Origin of the sequence: Rufibacter aurantiacus, from assembly GCF_017916345.1 — a bacterium.
GTDB lineage: Bacteria > Bacteroidota > Bacteroidia > Cytophagales > Hymenobacteraceae > Nibribacter > Nibribacter roseolus.
Map to the genome: position 1 here is coordinate 466150 of NZ_JAFMSV010000005.1, position 20816 is coordinate 486965.

The 20816-nt window shown below is 52.6% G+C and carries 16 protein-coding genes; 9 read left to right on the forward strand and 7 right to left on the reverse strand.

The window, feature by feature from the left end; all coding sequences use genetic code 11:
• Positions 1-44: 44 nt before the first annotated feature.
• The gene (locus J3P34_RS20865) at positions 45-2003 is read right to left on the reverse strand and encodes a KUP/HAK/KT family potassium transporter (protein WP_210490556.1); all 1959 of its coding nucleotides are present in this window, start codon (positions 2001-2003) and stop codon (positions 45-47) included.
• Positions 2004-2379: 376 nt separating this feature from the next.
• Here J3P34_RS20865 and J3P34_RS20870 point away from each other — a divergent pair, with 376 nt between their 5' ends.
• Positions 2380-2799: a hypothetical protein gene (locus tag J3P34_RS20870; protein ID WP_210464599.1), complete on the forward strand. Its 420-nt coding sequence runs from the start codon at positions 2380-2382 to the stop codon at positions 2797-2799.
• Between the two features lie 225 nt (positions 2800-3024).
• Here the strand turns inward: J3P34_RS20870 and bamJ are convergent, their stop codons facing one another.
• From bamJ to J3P34_RS20880, 3 genes are all read right to left on the reverse strand, one after another.
• Positions 3025-3648, reverse strand: a complete 624-nt coding sequence (gene bamJ, locus J3P34_RS20875; protein WP_210490557.1) for a BamJ family beta-barrel-assembly machinery protein — start codon at positions 3646-3648, stop codon at positions 3025-3027.
• 102 nt (positions 3649-3750) lie between these two features.
• Positions 3751-3879, reverse strand: a complete 129-nt coding sequence (locus J3P34_RS22285; protein WP_262897555.1) for a hypothetical protein — start codon at positions 3877-3879, stop codon at positions 3751-3753.
• Positions 3880-4232: 353 nt separating this feature from the next.
• Complete coding sequence (locus J3P34_RS20880; RefSeq protein ID WP_210490558.1) at positions 4233-7640, reverse strand: methylmalonyl-CoA mutase family protein; 3408 nt, start codon at positions 7638-7640, stop codon at positions 4233-4235.
• Between the two features lie 281 nt (positions 7641-7921).
• Here J3P34_RS20880 and J3P34_RS20885 point away from each other — a divergent pair, with 281 nt between their 5' ends.
• Complete coding sequence (locus J3P34_RS20885; protein ID WP_210490559.1) at positions 7922-8548, forward strand: trimeric intracellular cation channel family protein; 627 nt, start codon at positions 7922-7924, stop codon at positions 8546-8548.
• A gap of 60 nt (positions 8549-8608) precedes the next feature.
• On the opposite strand, the gene J3P34_RS20890 is transcribed toward J3P34_RS20885, so the two are convergent.
• Positions 8609-9172 (reverse strand): DUF1003 domain-containing protein, encoded by a 564-nt coding sequence (locus J3P34_RS20890; RefSeq protein WP_210490560.1) that lies wholly within the window; start codon positions 9170-9172, stop codon positions 8609-8611.
• A gap of 230 nt (positions 9173-9402) precedes the next feature.
• On the opposite strand from J3P34_RS20890, the gene lepA reads away from it, so the two are divergent.
• The 7 genes from lepA to J3P34_RS20925 all read left to right on the forward strand — a co-directional run bounded on the left by lepA (position 9403) and on the right by J3P34_RS20925 (position 18138).
• Positions 9403-11190 carry a translation elongation factor 4 gene (gene lepA, locus J3P34_RS20895; RefSeq protein ID WP_210464604.1) on the forward strand — a complete coding sequence of 596 codons (1788 nt, stop codon included), beginning with the start codon at positions 9403-9405 and terminating at the stop codon, positions 11188-11190.
• A 49-nt stretch (positions 11191-11239) separates the two neighbouring features.
• Positions 11240-11998: a DUF4184 family protein gene (locus J3P34_RS20900; protein WP_210490561.1), complete on the forward strand. Its 759-nt coding sequence runs from the start codon at positions 11240-11242 to the stop codon at positions 11996-11998.
• A 258-nt stretch (positions 11999-12256) separates the two neighbouring features.
• On the forward strand, positions 12257-12901 hold the full coding sequence (locus J3P34_RS20905) for a TetR/AcrR family transcriptional regulator (RefSeq protein ID WP_210490562.1): 645 nt from the start codon (positions 12257-12259) through the stop codon (positions 12899-12901).
• Positions 12885-14258, forward strand: a complete 1374-nt coding sequence (locus J3P34_RS20910; RefSeq protein WP_210490563.1) for a TolC family protein — start codon at positions 12885-12887, stop codon at positions 14256-14258. The genes J3P34_RS20905 and J3P34_RS20910 overlap by 17 nt, the downstream gene beginning before the upstream one ends.
• Positions 14259-14276: 18 nt before the next feature.
• Entirely contained in the window at positions 14277-15317 is a 1041-nt protein-coding gene (locus J3P34_RS20915; protein WP_210490564.1) for an HlyD family secretion protein, read from the forward strand.
• 3 nt (positions 15318-15320) lie between these two features.
• Positions 15321-16868, forward strand: coding sequence for a DHA2 family efflux MFS transporter permease subunit (locus J3P34_RS20920; protein ID WP_210490566.1), 1548 nt, complete (start codon positions 15321-15323; stop codon positions 16866-16868).
• A 388-nt stretch (positions 16869-17256) separates the two neighbouring features.
• Positions 17257-18138, forward strand: coding sequence for a bifunctional 5,10-methylenetetrahydrofolate dehydrogenase/5,10-methenyltetrahydrofolate cyclohydrolase (locus J3P34_RS20925; protein ID WP_210490567.1), 882 nt, complete (start codon positions 17257-17259; stop codon positions 18136-18138).
• A 381-nt stretch (positions 18139-18519) separates the two neighbouring features.
• Here the strand turns inward: J3P34_RS20925 and thrC are convergent, their stop codons facing one another.
• A complete protein-coding gene (thrC, locus tag J3P34_RS20930) occupies positions 18520-19839 on the reverse strand; it encodes a threonine synthase (RefSeq protein ID WP_210490568.1) in 1320 nt (439 codons plus the stop codon).
• Positions 19836-20801 (reverse strand): homoserine kinase, encoded by a 966-nt coding sequence (locus J3P34_RS20935; RefSeq protein WP_210490569.1) that lies wholly within the window; start codon positions 20799-20801, stop codon positions 19836-19838. Before J3P34_RS20935 ends, thrC begins: the two co-directional genes overlap by 4 nt.
• Positions 20802-20816: the final 15 nt, after the last annotated feature.

Here is a 20816-nt window from a genome sequence, read left to right on the forward strand (position 1 = left end):
CTGTTTTGTACCTGTTTTCAATAATATGACCTGAAAACTGGCCTTTACTTGATGCGCTTCAGTTCAACTTCTCGGGCCGGTTTGATGATGAGCGGCACCTTTTCAATTTTCACCGAGCTGGTGTCCAGGCCAAACCATTTTCCTTCTGAGGTGGTGAACTGTTTTATGTTGAAGTAAGACTGCATGATGGTGTTCTCCCAGAAAGGCAGGTCGTTCTCGTAGCTCAGGAACTTCTCCAGCACCACAAACCTGAAGTCCCCTATAAGGTTCTGCTTGTTCAGAGAGCTGTAGCGGCTGGTGATGTCCACCTCTTTGTTTTTCACCAGGTCTTCCACCACCTTCCGGAAGAAGAGGTTGATGCGCTGCTCTACCCGGAAACCTAGGTTGAAGTCAATGCGCACCACATCCTGGCTGGCCAGCACCTTCACCTTGTACTCCATGGTATACGGATCATCCACAGTGTTCACGTGAATGAACCAGTAAATGTCTGCGCGCTTGGGGCGTTTCTGGAAGATGGAGTAGATGATCTTGGACTCAATCTCCGTAGTGCGCTCGGCGCTGGTCATGAACACCAGGTGGGTGGCATATTTAGGAATGGTCTCATCCTCGCTCAGCTCCCGCAGGGCCGGTACGTACTCTTTCAAAGACACATTCTCCGTTAACCGGCGCTTGATGTAGAAAGCCCTGAGCCAGATGTACATCACTGAGATCAGCAGGAACCCGATCAGTAGGGTAACCCAACCGCCGTGCGGGAACTTGATGAGGTTAGCCAGCAGGAAAGAGCCCTCAATGCCCAGGTACACCACTAGAAAAAGGAGGATGGCTACTCTGGCTACCTTTTTGATGATAAGATAGTAACTGAGCAGGGTGGTGGTCATTAACATGGTAACCGTAATGGCCAGACCGTACGCCGCCTCCATGTTGGCAGATTCCCGGAAGTAAAGTACCACACCCACGCAACCCAGGAGCAGCAGCCAGTTCATGCTGGGCACATAGAGTTGGCCTTTCACGTTGGTAGGGTAAATGAGGCGCACCTTGGGCCACATGTTCAGCCGGATGGCTTCGCCGATGAGGGTGAAAGACCCGGTGATGAGGGCCTGGCTGGCAATGACCGCAGCAATGGTGGCAATGATAATCCCGATGAGCAGGAACCAGTCAGGCATCAGGCCATAGAAGGGATTGGTAGTTCCCAGAGAGACCAACTCTTTCCCCTCGAACTGCATCAACCATGCACCCTGCCCGAAATAGTTGAGCAGGAGACAGGTTTTCACAAAGACCCAGCTGATCCTGATGTTGCCCTTGCCGCAGTGGCCCAGGTCTGAGTAAAGCGCCTCGGCCCCGGTGGTACACAAGAACACAGCCCCCAAAAGCCAGAAACCGCCCGGGTAATTCACCAGCAGGTCATAAGCGTAGTAGGGGTTCAGTGATTTGAGGATCTCCGGGTGTTCCAGCACCGACAGGATGCCCAGCGTAGCCAGCATGCTGAACCAGATGAACATCACCGGACCGAAAGCCTTGCCCACAATCTGTGTCCCGAAGCTCTGCAACAGAAACAGGATCACCAGAATGCCGATAACAATGGGAACAGTGGGAATATTCGGGTTCAAAAGCAGCAGACCTTCTACCGCCGAGGAGACGGAGATGGGGGGAGTAATAACCCCATCGGCGAGCAGGGCGCTTCCGCCCAGCATGGCCGGGATGGTGAGCCATTTCGCTTTCCTTCTCACCAGGGCGTAAAGCGAGAAAATGCCACCTTCGCCTTTGTTGTCTGCCTGAAGCGTCAGGATCACGTACTTGATGGTGGTTTGCAGGGTAAGGGTCCATACCACGCAGGAAATGCCGCCGTACACCAAGGTGGCATTGATGGGAGTAGATCCAATGATGGCTTTCATCACGTACAACGGAGAAGTCCCGATGTCGCCGTAAATGATACCTAAGGCAATGAGCAAACCTGCACCCGATACTCCCTGAGAGTGACTTTGGGAGTGATTGTTGGTATTCATTATTGTAATCCGGTAAAATTTTTCCCCTTTGGCTTATTAGAAGTCTGAAGGGGCAAATAGTAGATTTCTCCAAAAGGAAACCAATAAGCGTTCCTTTGAAGAAAGCGGGCAAAATTAACAGGTGCACTGTAAATTCAATGCACTTATTCACTGAATTTCAAGGTTTAAATTTTGCCTTATAAAGGGATGCTAAATGGCCTTTTTAAGCCTCTAACCTTGATCTAGAAGCCTTCTACAACCTTGTATTATGCATTATTCCAAAATTTATTTGGAATTTATGTAGCAACATTATATATTGATTAAAAAAAGTATATAAAATAATTAAATAGTAATATTAAATAATTTGAAAAGTTATATTTCTTTAAAAGATGGATTTATGGTTCAAGCTGAGACTGATTATTTTAAAGTCTGGTTAGATACCCCTCGGAGAGTAGCAGTGTTGAATTGGAAGAAAGATGTGGGCTTGGAGGAATGTCAGCAAGGGATGAATGAATTGTTTCATTTGATCTCTGCCGAAAAGTTGGAGAAATGCCTTATCAACAACTCTAGCAGGGGAGTTCTTTCTATTGAAGCCGAGGAGTGGGAATTAAGTATCCTGCAAAACGAGGCCCTTCCCTCTGTGCCCGAGGGTTTGCAGGTGGCGTTGGTTATGTCTGAGGAGAGATACCAGCAGATGATCCATGACTATTCCCTGAACAAGGTCTGCAAGATCAACTTACCCATCCATATTCATTATTTTACCCAGGTAGACGAAGCCATTGATTGGTTAGAACACCAGTCAACCATTCCCTCCTGATTTATCTCTGGGCAACAATCTTTCCGTTTCTGGTTCAATAAAGTAAAAATGCACCCTAAACTGTTCTGCGTCATAGCAGAGCTTGGGATACGTGTGTGAATCAGCTGTTTAGGTATCCCAAAATCATGGGTCCTTACCACGCAGTTAAGCCTTCTATGCCTATACAATAAAAAAGGAGGACGGCTCCTGAGCGCATCCTCCTTTGGTTTATTCTGCCGGTAAAGCTTAGTTGTTAACCGTAATCAATTCCACATCGAAGATCAACGTGGCGTTTGGTCCAATGTCTCCGCCCGCGCCTCTGGCACCGTAGGCCAGGTTGCTTGGTATAAACAGGCGCCATTTGTCGCCTTCTTTCATTAGTTGAAGTGCCTCAGTCCAGCCGGCGATTACGCCGCTAACCGGAAAGGAAGCCGGCTCCCCGCGCTCATAGGATGAGTCAAATACGGTGCCGTCAATCAACGTGCCGTGGTAATGGGTAGTTACGTTAGAGTTTCTGGACGGGGTTTTGCCTGAGCCGCTTTCCAGCACCTGGTATTGCAGACCGCTTGGCAGGGAGTGAACTCCTTCTTTTTCCTGGTTGGCCTTCAGGAAAGCTTCGCCTTCTTTTTTGTTTTGCTCGCCAGACGCTCCGGCCTGGGCTTGTTGTTTTTCCTGCATCTGCATCTGCAGTTGCATCATGGCTTGCTGCACCTCGTTCTGGTCCAGTTTGGAGGGATTTCCGCTAATGGCTTCTTTCAGCCCGAAAAGCAAGGCCTCTGGTTCTACTTCAATGCCCTGTTTGGCAAAGTTGGCTGCCATGTCGCGGCCAATGATGTAGCTGATTCTTTTTGAAAGGTCGTTTAATTCCATAGTTTATCTTTTGTTAGGTAAAGGTACGTTTTCTATGGAATTTGGATGGTACAAGAACGCTAATCCGCCCTCCGGCGGAGTTCCTTGCCTTAGTTTTTCACCTTACAGGTACAGATGGTAATCTTCATCGGAAAGGTCCAGCGGGATATTTCCGGGCGATAACCAAGTGGTTGCTAAAAAGCCTAAGGCACCAATCACTAAAATAGTGGTAACGGTTGTAATGATTTTCATGGCTTGTTGCGTTTATATAACAAACGTAAAATTCTTCAATCTTGTTAACTCCCAGGTAAAATTTACATTATTCTTGTATTAAATTAAATAGTTGGGCACAAGATTATTTTTGAAGAAGAGAAAGAATATCTACACTGGTGAATTTACTACAGGATGCATCCTGCTTGGCTGGGAAGTAGTGGGAAGACTTTCAAAGTTGTTCATCTGATTGTAGCCCACTCCTGACTTACTCACAATCTCTTTTTCTGCTCAAAAATCCTTTTTCATTTTCTCTTAAATGAAAAAGGAGCCTGCAAATGCAGGCTCCTTTTTTAAAAACAGGCCAAAAATGAATCTAAGCGCTGAGCTGATTTTTACATGTTGCGGCGGTACTGACCACCTACCTCAAACAAGGCATTTGTGATCTGACCCAGAGAGCAATACTTAGAGGCTTCCATCAAGGCTTCAAAGATGTTGCCGTTCTGCACGGCCACCTCCTGCAGTTGCTTCAAGAGGGCAGGAGCTTTGTCTGCGTGCCGGGCGTGCAATTCCTGCAGCATGGAGATCTGGTACTGCTTTTCTTCCTCGGTGGCTCTGATCACTTCAGACGGAATCACGGTAGGCGAGCCCTGGCTGCTCAGGAAAGTATTCACCCCAATGATAGGGTACTCACCGGTATGCTTAAGGGTCTCGTAGTACAGGCTTTCCTCCTGGATCTTACCGCGCTGGTACATGGTTTCCATAGCGCCTAACACGCCGCCCCGCTCGGTGATGCGGTCAAACTCCAGCAGTACGGCTTCCTCCACCAGGTCGGTCAACTCTTCAATGATGAAGGAACCTTGCAGTGGGTTCTCGTTCTTGGCCAGACCCAATTCCCGGTTAATGATCAATTGAATCGCCATGGCACGGCGCACAGAAGCTTCGGTAGGCGTGGTGATGGCCTCGTCATATGCGTTCGTGTGCAGCGAGTTACAGTTGTCGTAAATGGCGTACAGCGCCTGCAACGTGGTTCTAATATCGTTGAAGTCGATTTCCTGCGCGTGCAGGGAGCGGCCTGAGGTCTGAATGTGGTACTTCAGCATCTGCGAGCGGGGGTTGGCGCCGTACTTCAGCTTCATGGCTTTGGCCCAGATTCTTCTGGCCACACGGCCAATTACCGCATACTCTGGGTCAATACCGTTAGAGAAGAAGAAGCTCAGGTTAGGCGCAAACGCGTTGATGTCCATGCCGCGGCTCACGTAATACTCCACAAACGTGAAGCCATTGGCCAGCGTGAAAGCCAACTGCGAGATAGGGTTGGCGCCCGCCTCAGCGATGTGGTACCCGGAGATAGACACCGAGTAGAAGTTGCGCACGTTGTGATCTATGAAGTACTGCTGCACATCACCCATCAAGCGAAGGGCAAACTCGGTGCTGAAGATACAGGTGTTCTGCGCCTGGTCTTCTTTGAGGATATCGGCCTGCACGGTACCGCGTACCGAGGCCAGCGTACGCTCTTTGATCTGGGCGTAGATATCAGCCGGCAACACCTGGTCACCAGTTACGCCTAAAAGCATCAGGCCTAAGCCGTTGTTGCCTTCTGGCAGATCGCCTTGGTAAGTAGGGCGCTTCTGGCCTGATTTCTGGAAAATAGCCTCAATACGGTCGTTCACCTCTGCTTCCAGGCCGTTCTCTCTGATGTAGAGTTCGCACTGCTGGTCAATGGCGGCATTCATGAAGAAACCGGTGAGCATGGCGGCCGGACCATTGATGGTCATGGACACCGAGGTCATCGGATCAGCCAGGTTAAAGCCAGAGTACAGCTTCTTGGCATCATCCAGGCAGCAGATGCTTACCCCGGAGTTACCGATCTTGCCATAGATATCCGGGCGCAGATCCGGATCCTCTCCGTATAAAGTAACGGAGTCAAAGGCAGTGGATAAACGCTTGGCTGGCAATCCTTTACTTACGTAGTGGAAGCGACGGTTCGTGCGTTCCGGTCCGCCTTCGCCGGCAAACATACGGGTAGGGTCTTCGCCCTCACGTTTGAAGGGGAACACGCCCGCGGTGTATGGGAACTCGCCTGGTACGTTCTCCTGCAGGTTCCACTTGAGCAAATCGCCCCAGGCCTCGTAGCGCGGCGTGGCCACCTTAGGTATCTCCAACTGCGACAGGCTGGTGGTGTGGGTTTTCACCTTTAGCACTTTGTCCCGCACCTTGAACTCATAGAACTCGTTTTTGTAGCTCTGGCGCTTCTCGGGCCATTGCTCCAACAGCTTCTTGTTCTGGCCGTCAAGCCTTAAAGCAGTTTCTTCGTAGGCGTACTCTAAACCTTTAATCAGGCGGTCTTTATCTTCCACCTCAATGGCTTGGATGGCTTCAATTGACTGGCGGATGCCGTAGAGTTTCTGAGCCACGGCGGCCTGGTCCTGTACCCACTTGTCATAGCTGCGGTTGTTTTCCGCGATCTCAGAAAGGTAGCGCGTACGGGCAGGAGGGATGATGTAAACTTTCTCAGACATCTCACCCGTGGCCTGCAGACTGGAGTCAAAAGAGACGCCGGTTTTCTCCGAAATCTTCGCGATCAGGGCTTTGTACAGGCGGTTCATGCCGGGGTCGTTGAACTGCGAGGCGATGGTCCCGAACACCGGAATCTGGTCATCGCTCACGTCCCACAGCTGGTGATTGCGCTTGTACTGTTTCTTCACGTCGCGCAGGGCATCCAGGGCGCCGCGCTTGTCAAACTTGTTCAGGGCAATGATATCCGCAAAATCCAGCATGTCAATCTTCTCCAGCTGGGTAGCGGCCCCGTACTCGGGCGTCATCACGTACAGGCTGGCATCTGAATGCTCAATGATCTCTGTGTCTGACTGCCCAATGCCTGAGGTTTCCAGGATGATCAGGTCAAACTGAGCGGCTTTCACCACGTCCACAGCGTCCTGCACATAGCGGCTCAGGGCCAGGTTGCTCTGGCGCGTGGCAAGGGAGCGCATGTACACCCGGCTGTTGCTGATGGCGTTCATCCGGATACGGTCGCCCAGCAGGGCACCGCCGGTTTTCCGCTTACTAGGGTCCACCGAGATAATGGCGATGGTCTTGTCCGGGAAGTCCATCAGAAAGCGGCGCACCAGTTCATCCACCAAAGACGATTTACCCGCACCGCCTGTACCGGTGATACCTAAAACCGGGGTGCTTACCTGCTGTGGGCTGGTAGATTGCTGTTCAACGCCATTCAATAACTGATCCTTTACCTTGGCGAACTCCTCGGGGAAGTTCTCGGCGGCAGAGATAAGGCGGGCAATGGATTTAATGTCTTTTTCTTTCAGGTGCTTCACCTCGCCGTTCAGGTTTTGGCCGGTAGGGAAGTCGCACTTCTGCAGCATGTCGTTGATCATGCCCTGCAAACCCATGGCGCGTCCATCGTCTGGGGAATAGATGCGGGCGATGCCGTAACCGTGCAGTTCCTCAATCTCAGTGGGCAGGATCACGCCGCCGCCGCCCCCGAAGATGCGGATATGGCCGCAGCCCCGCTCGTTAAGCAGGTCATACATGTACTTGAAGTACTCCAGGTGACCGCCCTGGTAAGAGGTGATGGCAATGGCCTGGGCATCTTCCTGGATGGCGCAGTCCACAATCTCCTGCACGGAGCGGTTGTGGCCCAGGTGGATGACCTCGGCGCCAGACGCCTGAATGATCCGGCGCATGATATTGATAGCCGCGTCATGGCCGTCAAACAAAGAGGCAGCAGTGACAATGCGGATGTGGTTAACCGGTTTGTAGGGTTGTACAGTGGTAACTGACATTTGTTAGCTTAGCTGGTGAACGTTGTGCGAAAGTACGAATTTTAGACGAATGGTGGAGGCGCAATCCTTAGTACCGGGCGAGCAAGTTTCAGTGCAGGCCACTCTACCGTTCTTTACGGATTTACAGAAGAAGAGAATGGGTTCAAAGCCTTGGAAAAAGTGCCTGGCGCAGGCTGGCAGTTTAGGCCTTATTTTTCCTGAAACAGGCTCAAACCAGGTTTCGTTCAGAGACGGTTGCCGCTACTAACCCGCTTTTGCGTAGTTTACTAAAAAATCTGCCTATGCCTGAACTGCCCGCCCCCGCCCTCATTCCCTTTATTGACGTGGTAGGTACCTTCGTGTTTGCCATCAGTGGCACCTTAACTGCCGCCGATAAGAAGCTGGACCCTTTTGGGGCATCGGTTATCGCTTTCGCGACGGCCTTGGGGGGAGGAACGGTAAGGGACTTGTTGCTGAACCTACGACCAGTCTGGGTACAGGATGAACGGCTCCTGATTACGGTTTTTGCAGCGGTGATGGTGACCGTGTTTTTCAGAAAGATCATCGGTAGATTCAGAAGGACCATGTTTCTGTTTGATACCGTGGGAATTGCCCTGTTCACCATTCTGGGCATGGAAAAAGCCCTCCGGCTGAACGTGCCGCCTTTGATTGCCCTGGTGATGGGGGTGGTGACAGCGGTATTCGGGGGTGTGGTGCGCGATATCCTTTGTAACGAAATTCCCCTGATTTTCAGAAGGGAGGTATATGCCACGGCTTGCCTGGCGGGCGGCGCCTCTTACTTGCTCATGCGCCTGGCCCCGGTGCCGCCCGGGGTACCCGTTTGGATCGCCATCGGGATTATTATTCTCATCAGAATCCTGGCCGTGCGGCTGAAGTGGGCTTTCCCCAACCTGAAACCAGAAGAGTGATATTCGTTTTTCAGCCGTTTTCAGATAAATAGTCTTGAAACGGATACAGGCGGCGAGTTATTAACTTTTGCTTTTTTCCTTCTCCAGATTTTCCTGCTGCTTCTCCATGGTGTCCATCACTTTCTCTGGCTGGACATCCTTAGCGAGCTCATCAATCTCAGGGTCATGGGCTGCTTCAATGCCCATCTGTTTGGCCATGGCGGTCACCAGGGTTACCAGGCGGGTAATCTCGTGCTCGGCCAATAAACTGACTTGTAGGTCCAGATCAGCCCGTTTGTCGGCCTGGATGTTGGACCGGTTCTGACTAATGAGCACGAAGGTAGAGAGGAAAATGGCCTCCACCGAGGCGAACATCGCCAGTACCACAAAGGATTCATCAAAGGGTTTCAGGCCCAACCAACCAGAATTCCAGGCAATCCAGGTGCCAAACAGCAACAGGTGAATAACCACAAACAGCATGCTGCCCGTGAATTTGGTTACCGCGTCAGAAATGCGTTCAGACAAATTCCGGGAACGATCTTCCTGTTTGCGCCGGTCCAGCAGCGCCTTGATGTTGCGTTCTACTATCTCGGCCATGTGGCCCTCCGTTCCCCGGAACACACTAACGTCCTTCTCTTCAGCCATATCAGATAAATTTCAACACGGGTTATACGGCTGCCGCGAAAAGAGGGGGTTTTAAACAAAAGAAAATTCATTGAACCGGGCCAGATTATTGAGCTAAGTCTGTATTTATGCTTATTTTCAGAAAACAGGCCCAAAAGAGGCCAGAAAACGTAAAAAGTAAGTCCAGGCTCCCAGATGCTTTCCAGCGGCTCGCATTTCTTTATTATCTTTGTTGATTGTAATCGATTTCTATGAAGAACATCCGCAATTTTTGCATCATTGCGCATATTGACCACGGCAAAAGCACCCTGGCCGACCGCCTGCTGGAGTTTACTTCCTCAGTGACGGAGCGGGAAATGCAGAACCAACTTTTGGATAACATGGACCTGGAGCGGGAGCGCGGCATCACCATCAAGAGCCACGCCATCCAGATGAACTATAACTACAAAGGCGAGGACTACATCCTGAACCTTATTGACACGCCCGGCCACGTGGACTTCAGCTACGAGGTTTCCCGTTCCATCGCCGCCTGCGAGGGCGCGCTGCTGATTGTGGATGCTTCGCAGGGGATTGAGGCGCAGACCATCTCCAACCTGTACCTGGCCATTGGGAACGACCTGGAGATCATCCCGGTGTTGAACAAGATTGATTTGCCGCACGCCATGCCCGAGGAGGTAAGTGACCAGATCATAGACCTGATTGGCTGCGAACGGGAAGACATCATCCACGCCTCTGGAAAAGCGGGAATTGGTATTGAGGAGATCCTTGCGGCCATCTGTGACCGCATCCCGGCGCCCAAAGGCGACCCCGAGGCGCCGTTGCAAGCCTTGATCTTTGACTCGGTGTTCAACTCTTACCGCGGTATTGAGGTGTACTTCCGGATTATGAACGGTACGCTGCGCAAAGGCGATAAGGTGAAATTCATTGCCACCGGCAAGCAGTACGAGGCCGACGAGATTGGCGTACTCAAACTGAACCAGGAGCCTAAACAGGTGATGGGGGCCGGAAACGTGGGTTACCTCATTTCGGGTATCAAGAACGCGAAAGAAGTAAAGGTAGGGGATACCATCACCCACGCCGCCAACCCAGATACTATCCAGATCCAAGGCTTTGAAGAGGTGAAGCCCATGGTATTCGCCGGTATTTACCCGGTAGAAACCACGGAGTACGAAGAGCTGCGTTCCTCAATGGAGAAGTTGCAGTTGAATGATGCCTCTCTGGTATGGGAACCGGAAACCTCCGCGGCGCTCGGTTTCGGATTCCGTTGCGGGTTCCTGGGCATGCTCCACATGGAGATTGTGCAGGAGCGTCTGGAGCGCGAGTTTGACATGACCGTGATCACCACGGTACCCAGTGTGCAGTTTAAGGCATTCACCACCAAAGATGGCGAGGTTGCGGTAAGCGCGCCGTCTGAGATGCCAGAGCCTAATTTCATTGACCATATTGAGGAGCCGTTCATCAAGGCGCAGATCATCTCCAAAGCCGAGTTCATCGGTCCGATCATCTCCCTGTGTATGGACAAGCGCGGTATCCTGAAAGCCCAGAACTTCCTGACCTCAGACCGTGTGGAGCTCATCTTTGAGATGCCACTGGCAGAGATCGTGTTCGACTTCTTCGATAAACTCAAAACCATTAGCCGGGGCTACGCCTCCCTTGACTACGAACTCATCGGGTTCCGGGAGTCGCACATGGTGAAGCTGGACATCATGCTTAACGGCGAGAAAGTGGATGCCCTTTCTGCCATTGTGCACCGCGATAAGGCCTATGACTGGGGTAAGCGCCTCTGCGAGAAACTTCGGGAGCTGTTGCCGCGCCAGATGTTTGAGATCGCCATCCAGGCCGCCATCGGGCAGAAGATTATTGCCCGTGAGACGGTGAAAGCCCTCAGAAAGAACGTGTTGGCCAAATGCTACGGCGGGGATATCTCGCGTAAACGGAAGCTCTTGGAGAAACAGAAGAAAGGGAAGAAGCGTATGCGCCAGGTAGGCAACGTGGAGATTCCGCAGGAAGCCTTCCTTGCAGTTCTAAAACTAGATTGATTTCAGAACCCGGTGCCACTGCACCGGGTTTTCTTTTACGTCGTAATCCATGCCTTTCACCTTTTCCCACCCCGCGGTTGTGTTGCCGTTCAAGTCGGTCTCCGGCCAGAAAGTCTCCCTTACCGCTATGGTGCTGGGTAGCATGGCGCCTGATTTCGAGTTCTTTTTCAGAATGCGGGCCGAAACTGATATCAGTCACACCCTGAAAGGCATTTTCCTGTTTGATATTCCGGTGGTGGTGGTCATGGCGTTTCTGTACCATTGCTGGGTGAGGAACCCGTTTCTGGGTCATTTACCGGTTTTCCTGCAGAAACGGTTATCGGTTTACACGCGGTTCAACTGGACGGCTTACTTCAAAGAGAATTGGGTAGTGGTGATTACCTCGGGGTTTCTGGGCGTGGTGCTGCACCTGCTCTGCGATGACTTCACCCACCACTATGGCTATACCGCGCAGCATATACCCGTGCTGGCCGCCTCCTATGACATTTTTGGCCGGGAAGTGCCAGGCTATCACCTCAACCAATACCTGAGCAGCCTAGTCTTGGGCGTCCTCCTTGTCATCCAGGCATTGCGCCTGCCCGCCATCCATTCCGCCGATGAACAAGCTGCTTTCTTCCGGTACTGGGTTTTGGTGGCGCTGGTCGCCGTTCCTACCTTTTTCCTGCGCTTTGCCCTCCGGGACCGTGAGATGATCATGAATGACATGATTATGACCGCCATTGCGGCTGGTTTGCTGGGGATTGTCATCGCTTCCTCTGCCGCCCAGTTCGCCAGAAAAAAGCAACGTGCGCCCATCAGCCCTGTGTAACCTGCAAATATTTTGGGGCTGTTTTCCTGAAAGTAGGCCTGATATGGAAACCTGATCTTTTCAACTCCAAGGAAAGCAGCGTAGAGACAGCACCGGGTCTGGTTGACATGGAAAACTGCCTCTAACGGTTTTCCGGGTAGACTTCCTCCGAGAACAACTCCCTTCGTTTTTCATGCATTTTCATAAAATCGGAAACAAAACAGAATCTTGCCTTGTTTATTAATCAATCGATTGATTAACTTTGCGCCACTTTATAAAATGGCAGAGAAAGAAAAAATAGACAAGAAAGAGCACCTGCTGAACGTGGCGGAACGCGTGTTTGGCGAGATGGGCTACGATGGCGCTTCTACCCGGTTGCTGGCCCAGGAGGCAGGCATGAACATGGCCATGCTCAATTACTACTTCGGGTCCAAAGACGGCCTGCTGAAGGCGGTAGTAGAACGCCGGATGTCCTCAACCAGGAAAGAGTTTGAGATGATCGCCCACCAAGACATGCCGTGCTGGGAGAAAATTAACCAGATCGTGCAGCTGTATGTGAGCCGGGTGGCCACGAGCAAATACTTCCACAAAATCATCTTCCGCGAGATCTCCGTGATCCGCACCGGGTCCGAGGTGACCGACTTCGTGCTGGAAAACCTTTACCAGAATGTGATGCTGGTGCACCAGGTGCTGGCAGAAGGCATCCGGAAAGGCGAGTTCCGGGAAGTAGACATTGAAATGACCGTGGCCGGCATCTTCGGGACGGTAAACTATCTTATCAACTCCCGCCGGCTGGCCTCCAAGATCCTGAAAATGGATTTGATGGATGACCAGGTGCTGCAGGAAGAAATGAAGCCGCGCCTGCTGGCTTATTTACAAGATTCTCTTAAAACACACTTACTTAAAAATGAAACTGAGAAATAATGCTTCTGCTGAGCGTCCTGCCTTTGGACGGAGTGTCCTTTCGGCGGCCGTGGTAGGAGGCTTTAGTTTCCTGATGGCGTTTGCCCAACCGGTGGCGGCCCAGGAAGCCAAACACCTGAACCTGCAGGAAGCCGTGCAAATAGGGGTGCAGAATAGCAAGGTACTGCGCCTTTCCCAAACCAAGATTGACCAGGCCATTTCGCGCTACAACCAGGTGAAAGACGAGGCCAAGCCTAAAGCCAGCGCCAGCTACACCTACAACCACGCCGAGATCCCTTCTAACATCCTGCAGATGTCCAAAGACGCTGAGCCGTTTTTCCTGCCCAAGCGCGCCGATGCCTTCTTAGGAACGGTTTCTGTTCAGGAGGTGATCTTTGCCGGAAACAAACTGAAGTACGCCAAAGAATCCACTGACCTGATGGCCCAGGTGGCTCGTCTGGACGCCGAGAAGGACAAAGACGAGATTGCCTTCCACGTGACCAATGCCTACTTCAACCTTTATAAGCTGCAGCAGAGCCAGAAAGTGGTGGCGCAGAACCTGCAGGCCATTGACAAGCAGATAAAGCAGGCGAAGCGGTTCTTTGAGCAGGGCATTGTGACCAAGAACGATGTGTTGCGCTTCCAGCTGCAGCGCAGCAATGTGGAGCTCACCGGCGCCGACCTGGAGACGAACCGCAAGATTGTGGTCTATAACCTGAACGTGCTGCTGGGCTTGCCGGAGAACAATGACCTGGTAGTGGAAAACGCCGCCGCGCCGGACGGCCGCAACGTGTCTTTGGCCGCTTACGTGGATTCTGCCTTGGCCAACCGGAAGGAACTGCAGGCCATTGACCTGAACAGCCGCGCCGCCGATAACAACATCAAGTCTATCAAAGCCGATGCGCTGCCCGCCCTGGTGGCCTCCGCCGATGCCTACCACATCAATCCCAGCGGTTCCGTGATTCCGCCGGCCCGTGGTTATCTGGCCATCGGGACGGTAGGTCTGACTGCCGCCTGGAACTTTGACCGCCTCTGGACAAATAAAAACAAGATTGCTGAGGCGAAAATCCAGAGAACCCAGCTGGACATCAGCCGCGAGCTGACCACCGACCAACTGAAAACCGAGGTGAACCAGAACTACCAGCGCTACCTCTTGGCCCTGGACAAAATCAACATCCTGCAGACCTCCATCGCGCAAGCCGAGGAGAACGACCGCAGCGAGGCCTCGCGCTACACGAACAAAGTGGCCTCGGCTACCGACAGAATTGAGGCGCAGACCCGCCTGTACCAGGCGCTCATCAACCTGGAACTGGCCAAAGCAGACGCTGGCCTGGCTTACTATACCTTATTAAAATCAACCGGAAATATCCTTAACTAATTACCGCATATAACCCAAATGGAAACTGAGAAAAAGAAATCGAACAAAGTAATTCCCATCATCCTGGGCCTGGTCCTGATCATTGGTGGATTCTTTGGCGTGAAAGAATACCTGTATTTCAGCAAGCACGAAGACACCGATGACGCCCAGATTGACGCCGATATCAGCCCAGTGGTGGCGCGCGTAAGCGGCTACGTGGATACCATCATGTTTGAGGAAAACACCCACGTAACGCAAGGCCAGGTGCTGGTGAAACTGGATGACCGTGACTACGCCATCAAAGTAGAGCAGGCTATGGCTGCTTCACAAGGCGCCAGTGCCAGCACCGGCGTAAATCAGGCTCAGATTACCGCCACCGCCGCCACTGCTACCACCGCCAAGGCGAACATTGAGGCCACCCGCGTGCGTCTCTGGAAAGCTACCCAGGACTACAACCGCTTCGCGAACCTGATCAAAGACGGTTCTATTACCCAGCAGCAGTTTGACCAGGCCAAAGCCGACCGCGACGTGGCCCAGGCGAACTACCAGGCCGCGCAGGACCAGTACAAAGCCGCTTTGCAGCAGGTAGGTACTACCCGCTCGCAACTGGCGGTGACCAACACGGGCGTAAACCAGCGCCAGGCCGATGTGGACTTTGCCAAACTGCAGATGTCTTACACCACCATCACGGCGCCGGCCAGCGGCATTGTATCGAAGAAAAACGTGCAGAAAGGTCAGTTGGTGCAAGCCGGCCAGAGCCTGTTCTCCATCGTGAATGACAACAGCATCTTCGTGACCGCCAACTTCAAGGAAACCCAACTGGAGAACATCCGCGAGGGACAGAAAGTGAAGATTGAGGTAGACGCTTTCCCGGAAGCCAACGTGGAAGGGGAGATCTATAACTTCTCACCGGCCACCGGCGCCAAGTTCTCATTGCTGCCCCCGGACAACGCTACCGGTAACTTCGTGAAAGTGGTACAGCGCGTACCCGTGAAAATCAAAATCAAAGCCTCTCCAGAACTGATGAAGAAACTGCGCCCAGGCATGAGCGTGAAAACATCGGTCCTGACGCAAGAATAAGCTATGGCTGAAACTGGATTAAGAAAATGGGCCATCACCATTACGGTGATCTCGGCGGCGCTGCTGGAGCTCATTGACACCACCATCGTGAACGTGGCCATGCCGCAGATCCAGGGGAACCTGGGCGCCACGCTGGAAGACGTGGCCATGATTGTGACGGGTTACGCGGTGGCCAACGTGATCATTCTGCCTATGTCGGGGTGGCTGGGCAGCCGATTTGGCCGCAAGAACTACTTCCTGTTCTCCATCATCGTGTTCACCCTGGTGTCTTTCCTGTGCGGGAACGCCACCAGCCTGGAAGAACTGGTGATCTTCAGGATTCTGCAGGGTTTGGCCGGGGGCGGATTGCTGTCCACCTCGCAGTCCATCCTGCTGGAGGCCTGGCCTAAGGAACAGGTAGGAACCGCCACGGCCTTGTTCGGATTGGGCGCGGTGGTAGGACCCACGCTGGGACCCACCATCGGGGGGTACATCACCGATAACTACTCCTGGCCCTGGATTTTCTACGTGAACATTCCGGTGGGCATTATGGCTGCCATTGCCACGTACCTCTTCATCAAGAAGACGCCACGCGAGCTGGGCGGCAAACCCGTGGATTGGTGGGGCATTGCGCTGCTGGCCATTGCCGTGGGCAGTCTGCAGATTGTGCTGGAGAAAGGCGAGACCGAGGATTGGTTTGCGGCCACCTACATCATTGTGCTTTCCGCCACGGCGGTCATCGGGACGCTGCTCTTCATCTGGCGTGAGCTCACGTTTGAGTACCCCATTGTGAACTTCAAGATCATGCGGCACCGGAGTTTCTCGGTGGGCATGTTCACCTCGTTTGTGCTGGGTTTCGGGTTGTACAGCTCCATGTTCGTGTTCCCGGTATTTACGCAAGGGCTGCTGGGCTTCACGGCGCAGCAATCGGGTAAGCTGCTGTTGCCGGGTGGTCTGTTCACCATCATGATGATGCCGTTCATCGGGAAGATGCTGCAGCGCGGTGTGCCGGCCCAGTTTATGGCAACCGGCGGGATGCTCCTGTTCTTTGTCTTCGCGATGATGATGAACCACTCCACCTTGCTCTCGGGCACCGGTGACTTCTTCTGGCCCCTGGCGATCAGGGGAATCGGGATGGCGCTGCTGTTCGTGCCTTTGACCACGCTGGCGATTCAGGACCTGAAAGGACCTGAGGTAGGGCAGGGGACCGGTCTGAACAACATGATGCGCCAGTTGGGCGGCTCCTTCGGGATAGCGGCCTTGACCACGCTCATTCACGTGCGCCAGGGCTTCCACCGCAATAACCTGCTGGTGAACATCAACGAGTATAATCCCGTGTTCACGCAGCGTTTGAATGGCCTTATGCAGAACTTCCTGAGCAAAGGCTACACGTTCATGGACGCGCAGAAAGCCGCTTACAAAGCCATTGAAGGCATGGTGATGAAACAGACCGCGCTCTTGTCCTACACCGATGCCTTCTGGGTATCGGGGATGATCATGCTCTGCTCCATTCCGCTGCTCTACTTGCAGAAGTTCAAGAAGAACTCCAACGTGCCGGTAGACGTGCATTGATCTACCCTGAACACCAATAATCAGAAATCCCTTTCAGGCCCGTTTTCCCAATAACAGCTCCGAAAGGGATTTTTCTTTTACAGACGAGTTCGGGTCCATAGAGATGCCTTTGATGTGAAGTAAAGCTGATGAACGGACCTTGTAATTTCTGTAATGGACAGTTCAAACTTCGGATTTTCCTCGTCTCGTTTTAAGCTTCTTTTTTCATAAAAGGCTATAAGACAGGATTAATTACGGTGTTAGGTGCAATAAGACTTGCACTAAGCCAAACTGGAATATCTTTTTTCTTATATATAACTCAGGCTCAGGAAATAACTGCGAAAACCCGTGGACCTTTCCCCATTGGCATGTACTTTTGTGCTTCGTATCATCTCTCATTCTCTTACCCATGACCCTTTTAGACGGAAAGAAAACCTCTGAAGCCATCCAAAGCGAGATTGCCGCAGAAGTTGCCCACATCAAAGAACAAGGAGGAAAGGTACCACACTTGGCCGCTATTCTGGTTGGCCATGACGGTGGTTCAATGACGTATGTAAACAACAAAGTACTGGCCTGCGAGCGCGTAGGGTTTGAGTCCACGCTGTTGCATTACGAGGACGATATCACCGAAGAAGCACTGTTGGATAAGATCAGGGAGATAAATGAGGATGACGCCATTGATGGATTGATTGTGCAGTTACCCCTGCCCAAGCATATCAATCCGAACAAAGTGCTGGAAGTGCTGGATTACAAGAAAGACGTGGACGGTTTCCACCCGGTGAACGTAGGTCGCATGGTAGCCGGTCTGCCGGCCTATTTGCCCGCCACACCCTACGGCATCATGCAATTGCTGGAGCGCTACAACATTGAAACCAAAGGCAAACACTGCGTGGTAGTGGGCCGCAGCAACATCGTGGGAACGCCCATCAGCATTCTCATGAGCAAATGCACCATCCCCGGCGAGGCTACCGTCACCATCTGCCACCGCAACACTGTTGATCTAGCGCACCACACCCGCCAGGCGGATATTCTGATCGTGGCCGTTGGCAAACCCGGCCTCATCACCGAGGACATGGTGAAAGAAGGCGCCGTGGTGATTGACGTAGGAACCACCCGCGTTACCGATCCCACCCGCGAAAGAGGTTGGAGACTACGCGGCGACGTGGATTTTGAGAGAGTAGCCCCTAAATGCAGCTACATCACCCCGGTACCTGGCGGCGTAGGTCCGTTGACCATCTCTATGCTGCTGAAGAACACCCTTAGGGCCGCTAAGAAAGAAGTACACGCTTAGAATAAGCCATAAAACAGAAACGCTTCAATTGCACAATGCAGCTGAGGCGTTTCTGTATTTAAACTGATTTTTTGAAAACAGCCCTAAATGAAGAATCACCTTCTAGAACTATAACTTCAGCGCCATAGAAATATGAAATGGTTGCCGAGGCAATACAGGCTGCTCCAAGACCTCGTAGCGTCCGGAGGACCTGCGAGCGTCTGCGCTGATAGCCCGCCAATCAGGAGATTGGCTGTCCTTTGTAGCGTAGAGCGCTACGCTAACTCAACGCTCAAATTAAATAAAGCACAACCTCAATAAATTTAACGCCTCACCTGCCCTGAGCAGGTGAGGCGTTTTCCGTTTAGGACTCACTTAAGGTAAAAGCACTTCTAAACGTCATTACAGGGTTCCTTCCTTATGTTCCTGCATCAAGAGCAGTTTGAACCCGGCAAAGTCATTGGGCATATCGGTGACTTGTTTCTGCCGACCCTGGAAGACCTTCAGTTGCTCCGGCAGTTCTATCTCCTGGCCTAAGACTTCTTCCATGCTTTTCTTGAATTTGGCCGCGTGCGCGGTTTCCAGGAAAATTCCCGGGGTTTTCAGCTCAGGCAGTAATTGGCGCAGACTCAGGTACCCGATGGCGCCGTGCGGGTCTAAGAGGTAGCCTGTGTCCTGGTGCACCAGTTTAATCGTGCCTTTGATTTCCTCGTCATCGGCCCAGAAGCCTTTGACCACCTGTTGCATGGCCCCCAGTTCATGGCGGAACAGCTCCTGGATGCGCGGAAAGTTGTTGGGATTCCCCACATCCATGGCGTTGGCAATGGTGCATACCGAGGCAGCAGGTGCATACTCCCCGGTCTCTAGATAATGGGGTACAATGCGGTTGCGGTTGGTGGCGGCTACAAAGTAGGTAACGGGTAAGCCCATCTGGCGGGCCAACAATCCGGCAGCCAGGTTCCCGAAGTTTCCGCTGGGCACCGCGATAGTGATCTCAGCAGCCTCTGGGTTCAGACTTTTCCATTGGCCCCAGGCATAGAAGTAATACACCATTTGGGGGAGCCACCGCGCCACATTGATAGAATTGGCCGAGGAAAGGTTCTTCTTCTGGTTTAACTCTTCGTCTGAAAAAGCCTGTTTCACAAGGGTTTGGCAATCATCAAAGGTGCCTTCAATGCCTACGGCGCTGGTGTTCTGGCCCAGGGTGGTGAACTGCATTTCCTGGATCTCGCTCACGCCCTGTTGAGGGTACACGACCACTACGTCAATGTTGTCGAGGCCCAGGAAACCGTTGGCTACGGCGCTGCCGGTATCGCCTGAGGTGGCCACCAGTACGGTAACCGGACGGCCAGGCTCCGCAAAGGCCTGCAAACACCGGGACATGAACCGGGCGCCTACGTCTTTGAAAGCGCAGGTAGGCCCATGGAACAGCTCCAGGGCGTAGACGTCCTTCTCCACCTCCACCAACGGAATCGGGAAATTGAACACTTCGGCGCAGATCTTACGCAGGTCGTCCGGTGAAATATCTGGGGTGACATAGGGTTGTAAAACTTCAAAGGCAATCTCGGGCAGCGAGAGGGAAGGGAGCGCTTCAAAAAAGTCTTCGCCCAGGGTAGGGATCTCATGCGGGAAGAAGAGCCCTTTGTCCTGGGGTAGTCCTTTAATGGCGGCTTCCTTGAAACTCATCTGGGCAGCGTAGTCATTGGTGCTGTAGTATTTCATAGCGATACGGCGGGTTGGAAGGTTGACTGGGCCACCAAGCGTACGCCCTGGTCCGGCACCTGTGATACATACGTTTTGGTTTCAATTCCGCTGCCGGCGTAAACGGCTTCCATGGCTTTCTTCACCTCCTGGGCCTGCTCCAGCGTAGCCGACAAAGCGAAAATAGATGGCCCCGAGCCCGAAATTCCGGCTCCCAAAGCCCCAGCACCTATGGCGGCATCTTTGACCTGCTTGAACAAAGGAATGAGCACCGAGCGCTCTGGCTCAAAGATCTCATCATGCAAACTGCGCCCAACCAAGCCATAATCCTTCTTCAATAGTCCAGCCATCAAACCCGCCAGATTTCCCCACTGCCGGATGCCTTTCTTGAGCGGGATTTCCTGTTTAAGGATGCTGCGCGACAGCGAAGTTTTGAGTTCTATCTGCGGGTATAGAATGGTGCAATACAATTCCAGCGGCACCCCTAACGACACAACATCCAGGGGCTCATAATCCCGTACCAACACAAACCCACCTAGAAGAGAAGGGGCTACATTGTCGGCGTGGGCAGAACCAGAGGCTTTGCGCTCGCCTTCCATGGCGTACATTACCAGTTCCTGCGTTGTGAAAGGCGAACCTAACAGTGCGTTCACGGCGAAGGCCGCGGCGGCCGAACTGGCGGCACTACTCCCCAGGCCGCTGCCCACGGGCATGCCTTTGTGCAGCTGCAACTCCAGACCGTGGGTTATGTTCAGGGCCTCCAGCATTTTCTGGGCCACCACGCCTATCACGTTCTCGTTGGCATCAGTGGAAAGTCCATTAATGCCGTGGATGGCGGAGATGGTGACACCCGGGGTATCGGTTTTACGGGCCCATACTTCATCTCCGGGAGCGTCCAGGGCAAAGCCCAGCACGTCAAAGCCGCAGCAGACATTGGCCACCGTAGCCGGGGCGTAGGCTTTGACAAAATCGTTGTTATCCATAAGAAAGGCGCTGTA

Bases quoted from the DNA above. Each gene is read 5' to 3' on its own strand.
- J3P34_RS20865 (WP_210490556.1), bottom strand. From the start codon at position 2,003: ATGAATACCAACAATCACTCCCAAAGTCACTCTCAGGGAGTATCGGGT.
- J3P34_RS20870 (WP_210464599.1), top strand. From the start codon at position 2,380: ATGGTTCAAGCTGAGACTGATTATTTTAAAGTCTGGTTAGATACCCCT.
- bamJ (WP_210490557.1), bottom strand. From the start codon at position 3,648: ATGGAATTAAACGACCTTTCAAAAAGAATCAGCTACATCATTGGCCGC.
- J3P34_RS22285 (WP_262897555.1), bottom strand. From the start codon at position 3,879: ATGAAAATCATTACAACCGTTACCACTATTTTAGTGATTGGTGCCTTA.
- J3P34_RS20880 (WP_210490558.1), bottom strand. From the start codon at position 7,640: ATGTCAGTTACCACTGTACAACCCTACAAACCGGTTAACCACATCCGC.
- J3P34_RS20885 (WP_210490559.1), top strand. From the start codon at position 7,922: ATGCCTGAACTGCCCGCCCCCGCCCTCATTCCCTTTATTGACGTGGTA.
- J3P34_RS20890 (WP_210490560.1), bottom strand. From the start codon at position 9,172: ATGGCTGAAGAGAAGGACGTTAGTGTGTTCCGGGGAACGGAGGGCCAC.
- lepA (WP_210464604.1), top strand. From the start codon at position 9,403: ATGAAGAACATCCGCAATTTTTGCATCATTGCGCATATTGACCACGGC.
- J3P34_RS20900 (WP_210490561.1), top strand. From the start codon at position 11,240: ATGCCTTTCACCTTTTCCCACCCCGCGGTTGTGTTGCCGTTCAAGTCG.
- J3P34_RS20905 (WP_210490562.1), top strand. From the start codon at position 12,257: ATGGCAGAGAAAGAAAAAATAGACAAGAAAGAGCACCTGCTGAACGTG.
- J3P34_RS20910 (WP_210490563.1), top strand. From the start codon at position 12,885: ATGAAACTGAGAAATAATGCTTCTGCTGAGCGTCCTGCCTTTGGACGG.
- J3P34_RS20915 (WP_210490564.1), top strand. From the start codon at position 14,277: ATGGAAACTGAGAAAAAGAAATCGAACAAAGTAATTCCCATCATCCTG.
- J3P34_RS20920 (WP_210490566.1), top strand. From the start codon at position 15,321: ATGGCTGAAACTGGATTAAGAAAATGGGCCATCACCATTACGGTGATC.
- J3P34_RS20925 (WP_210490567.1), top strand. From the start codon at position 17,257: ATGACCCTTTTAGACGGAAAGAAAACCTCTGAAGCCATCCAAAGCGAG.
- thrC (WP_210490568.1), bottom strand. From the start codon at position 19,839: ATGAAATACTACAGCACCAATGACTACGCTGCCCAGATGAGTTTCAAG.
- J3P34_RS20935 (WP_210490569.1), bottom strand. From the start codon at position 20,801: ATGGATAACAACGATTTTGTCAAAGCCTACGCCCCGGCTACGGTGGCC.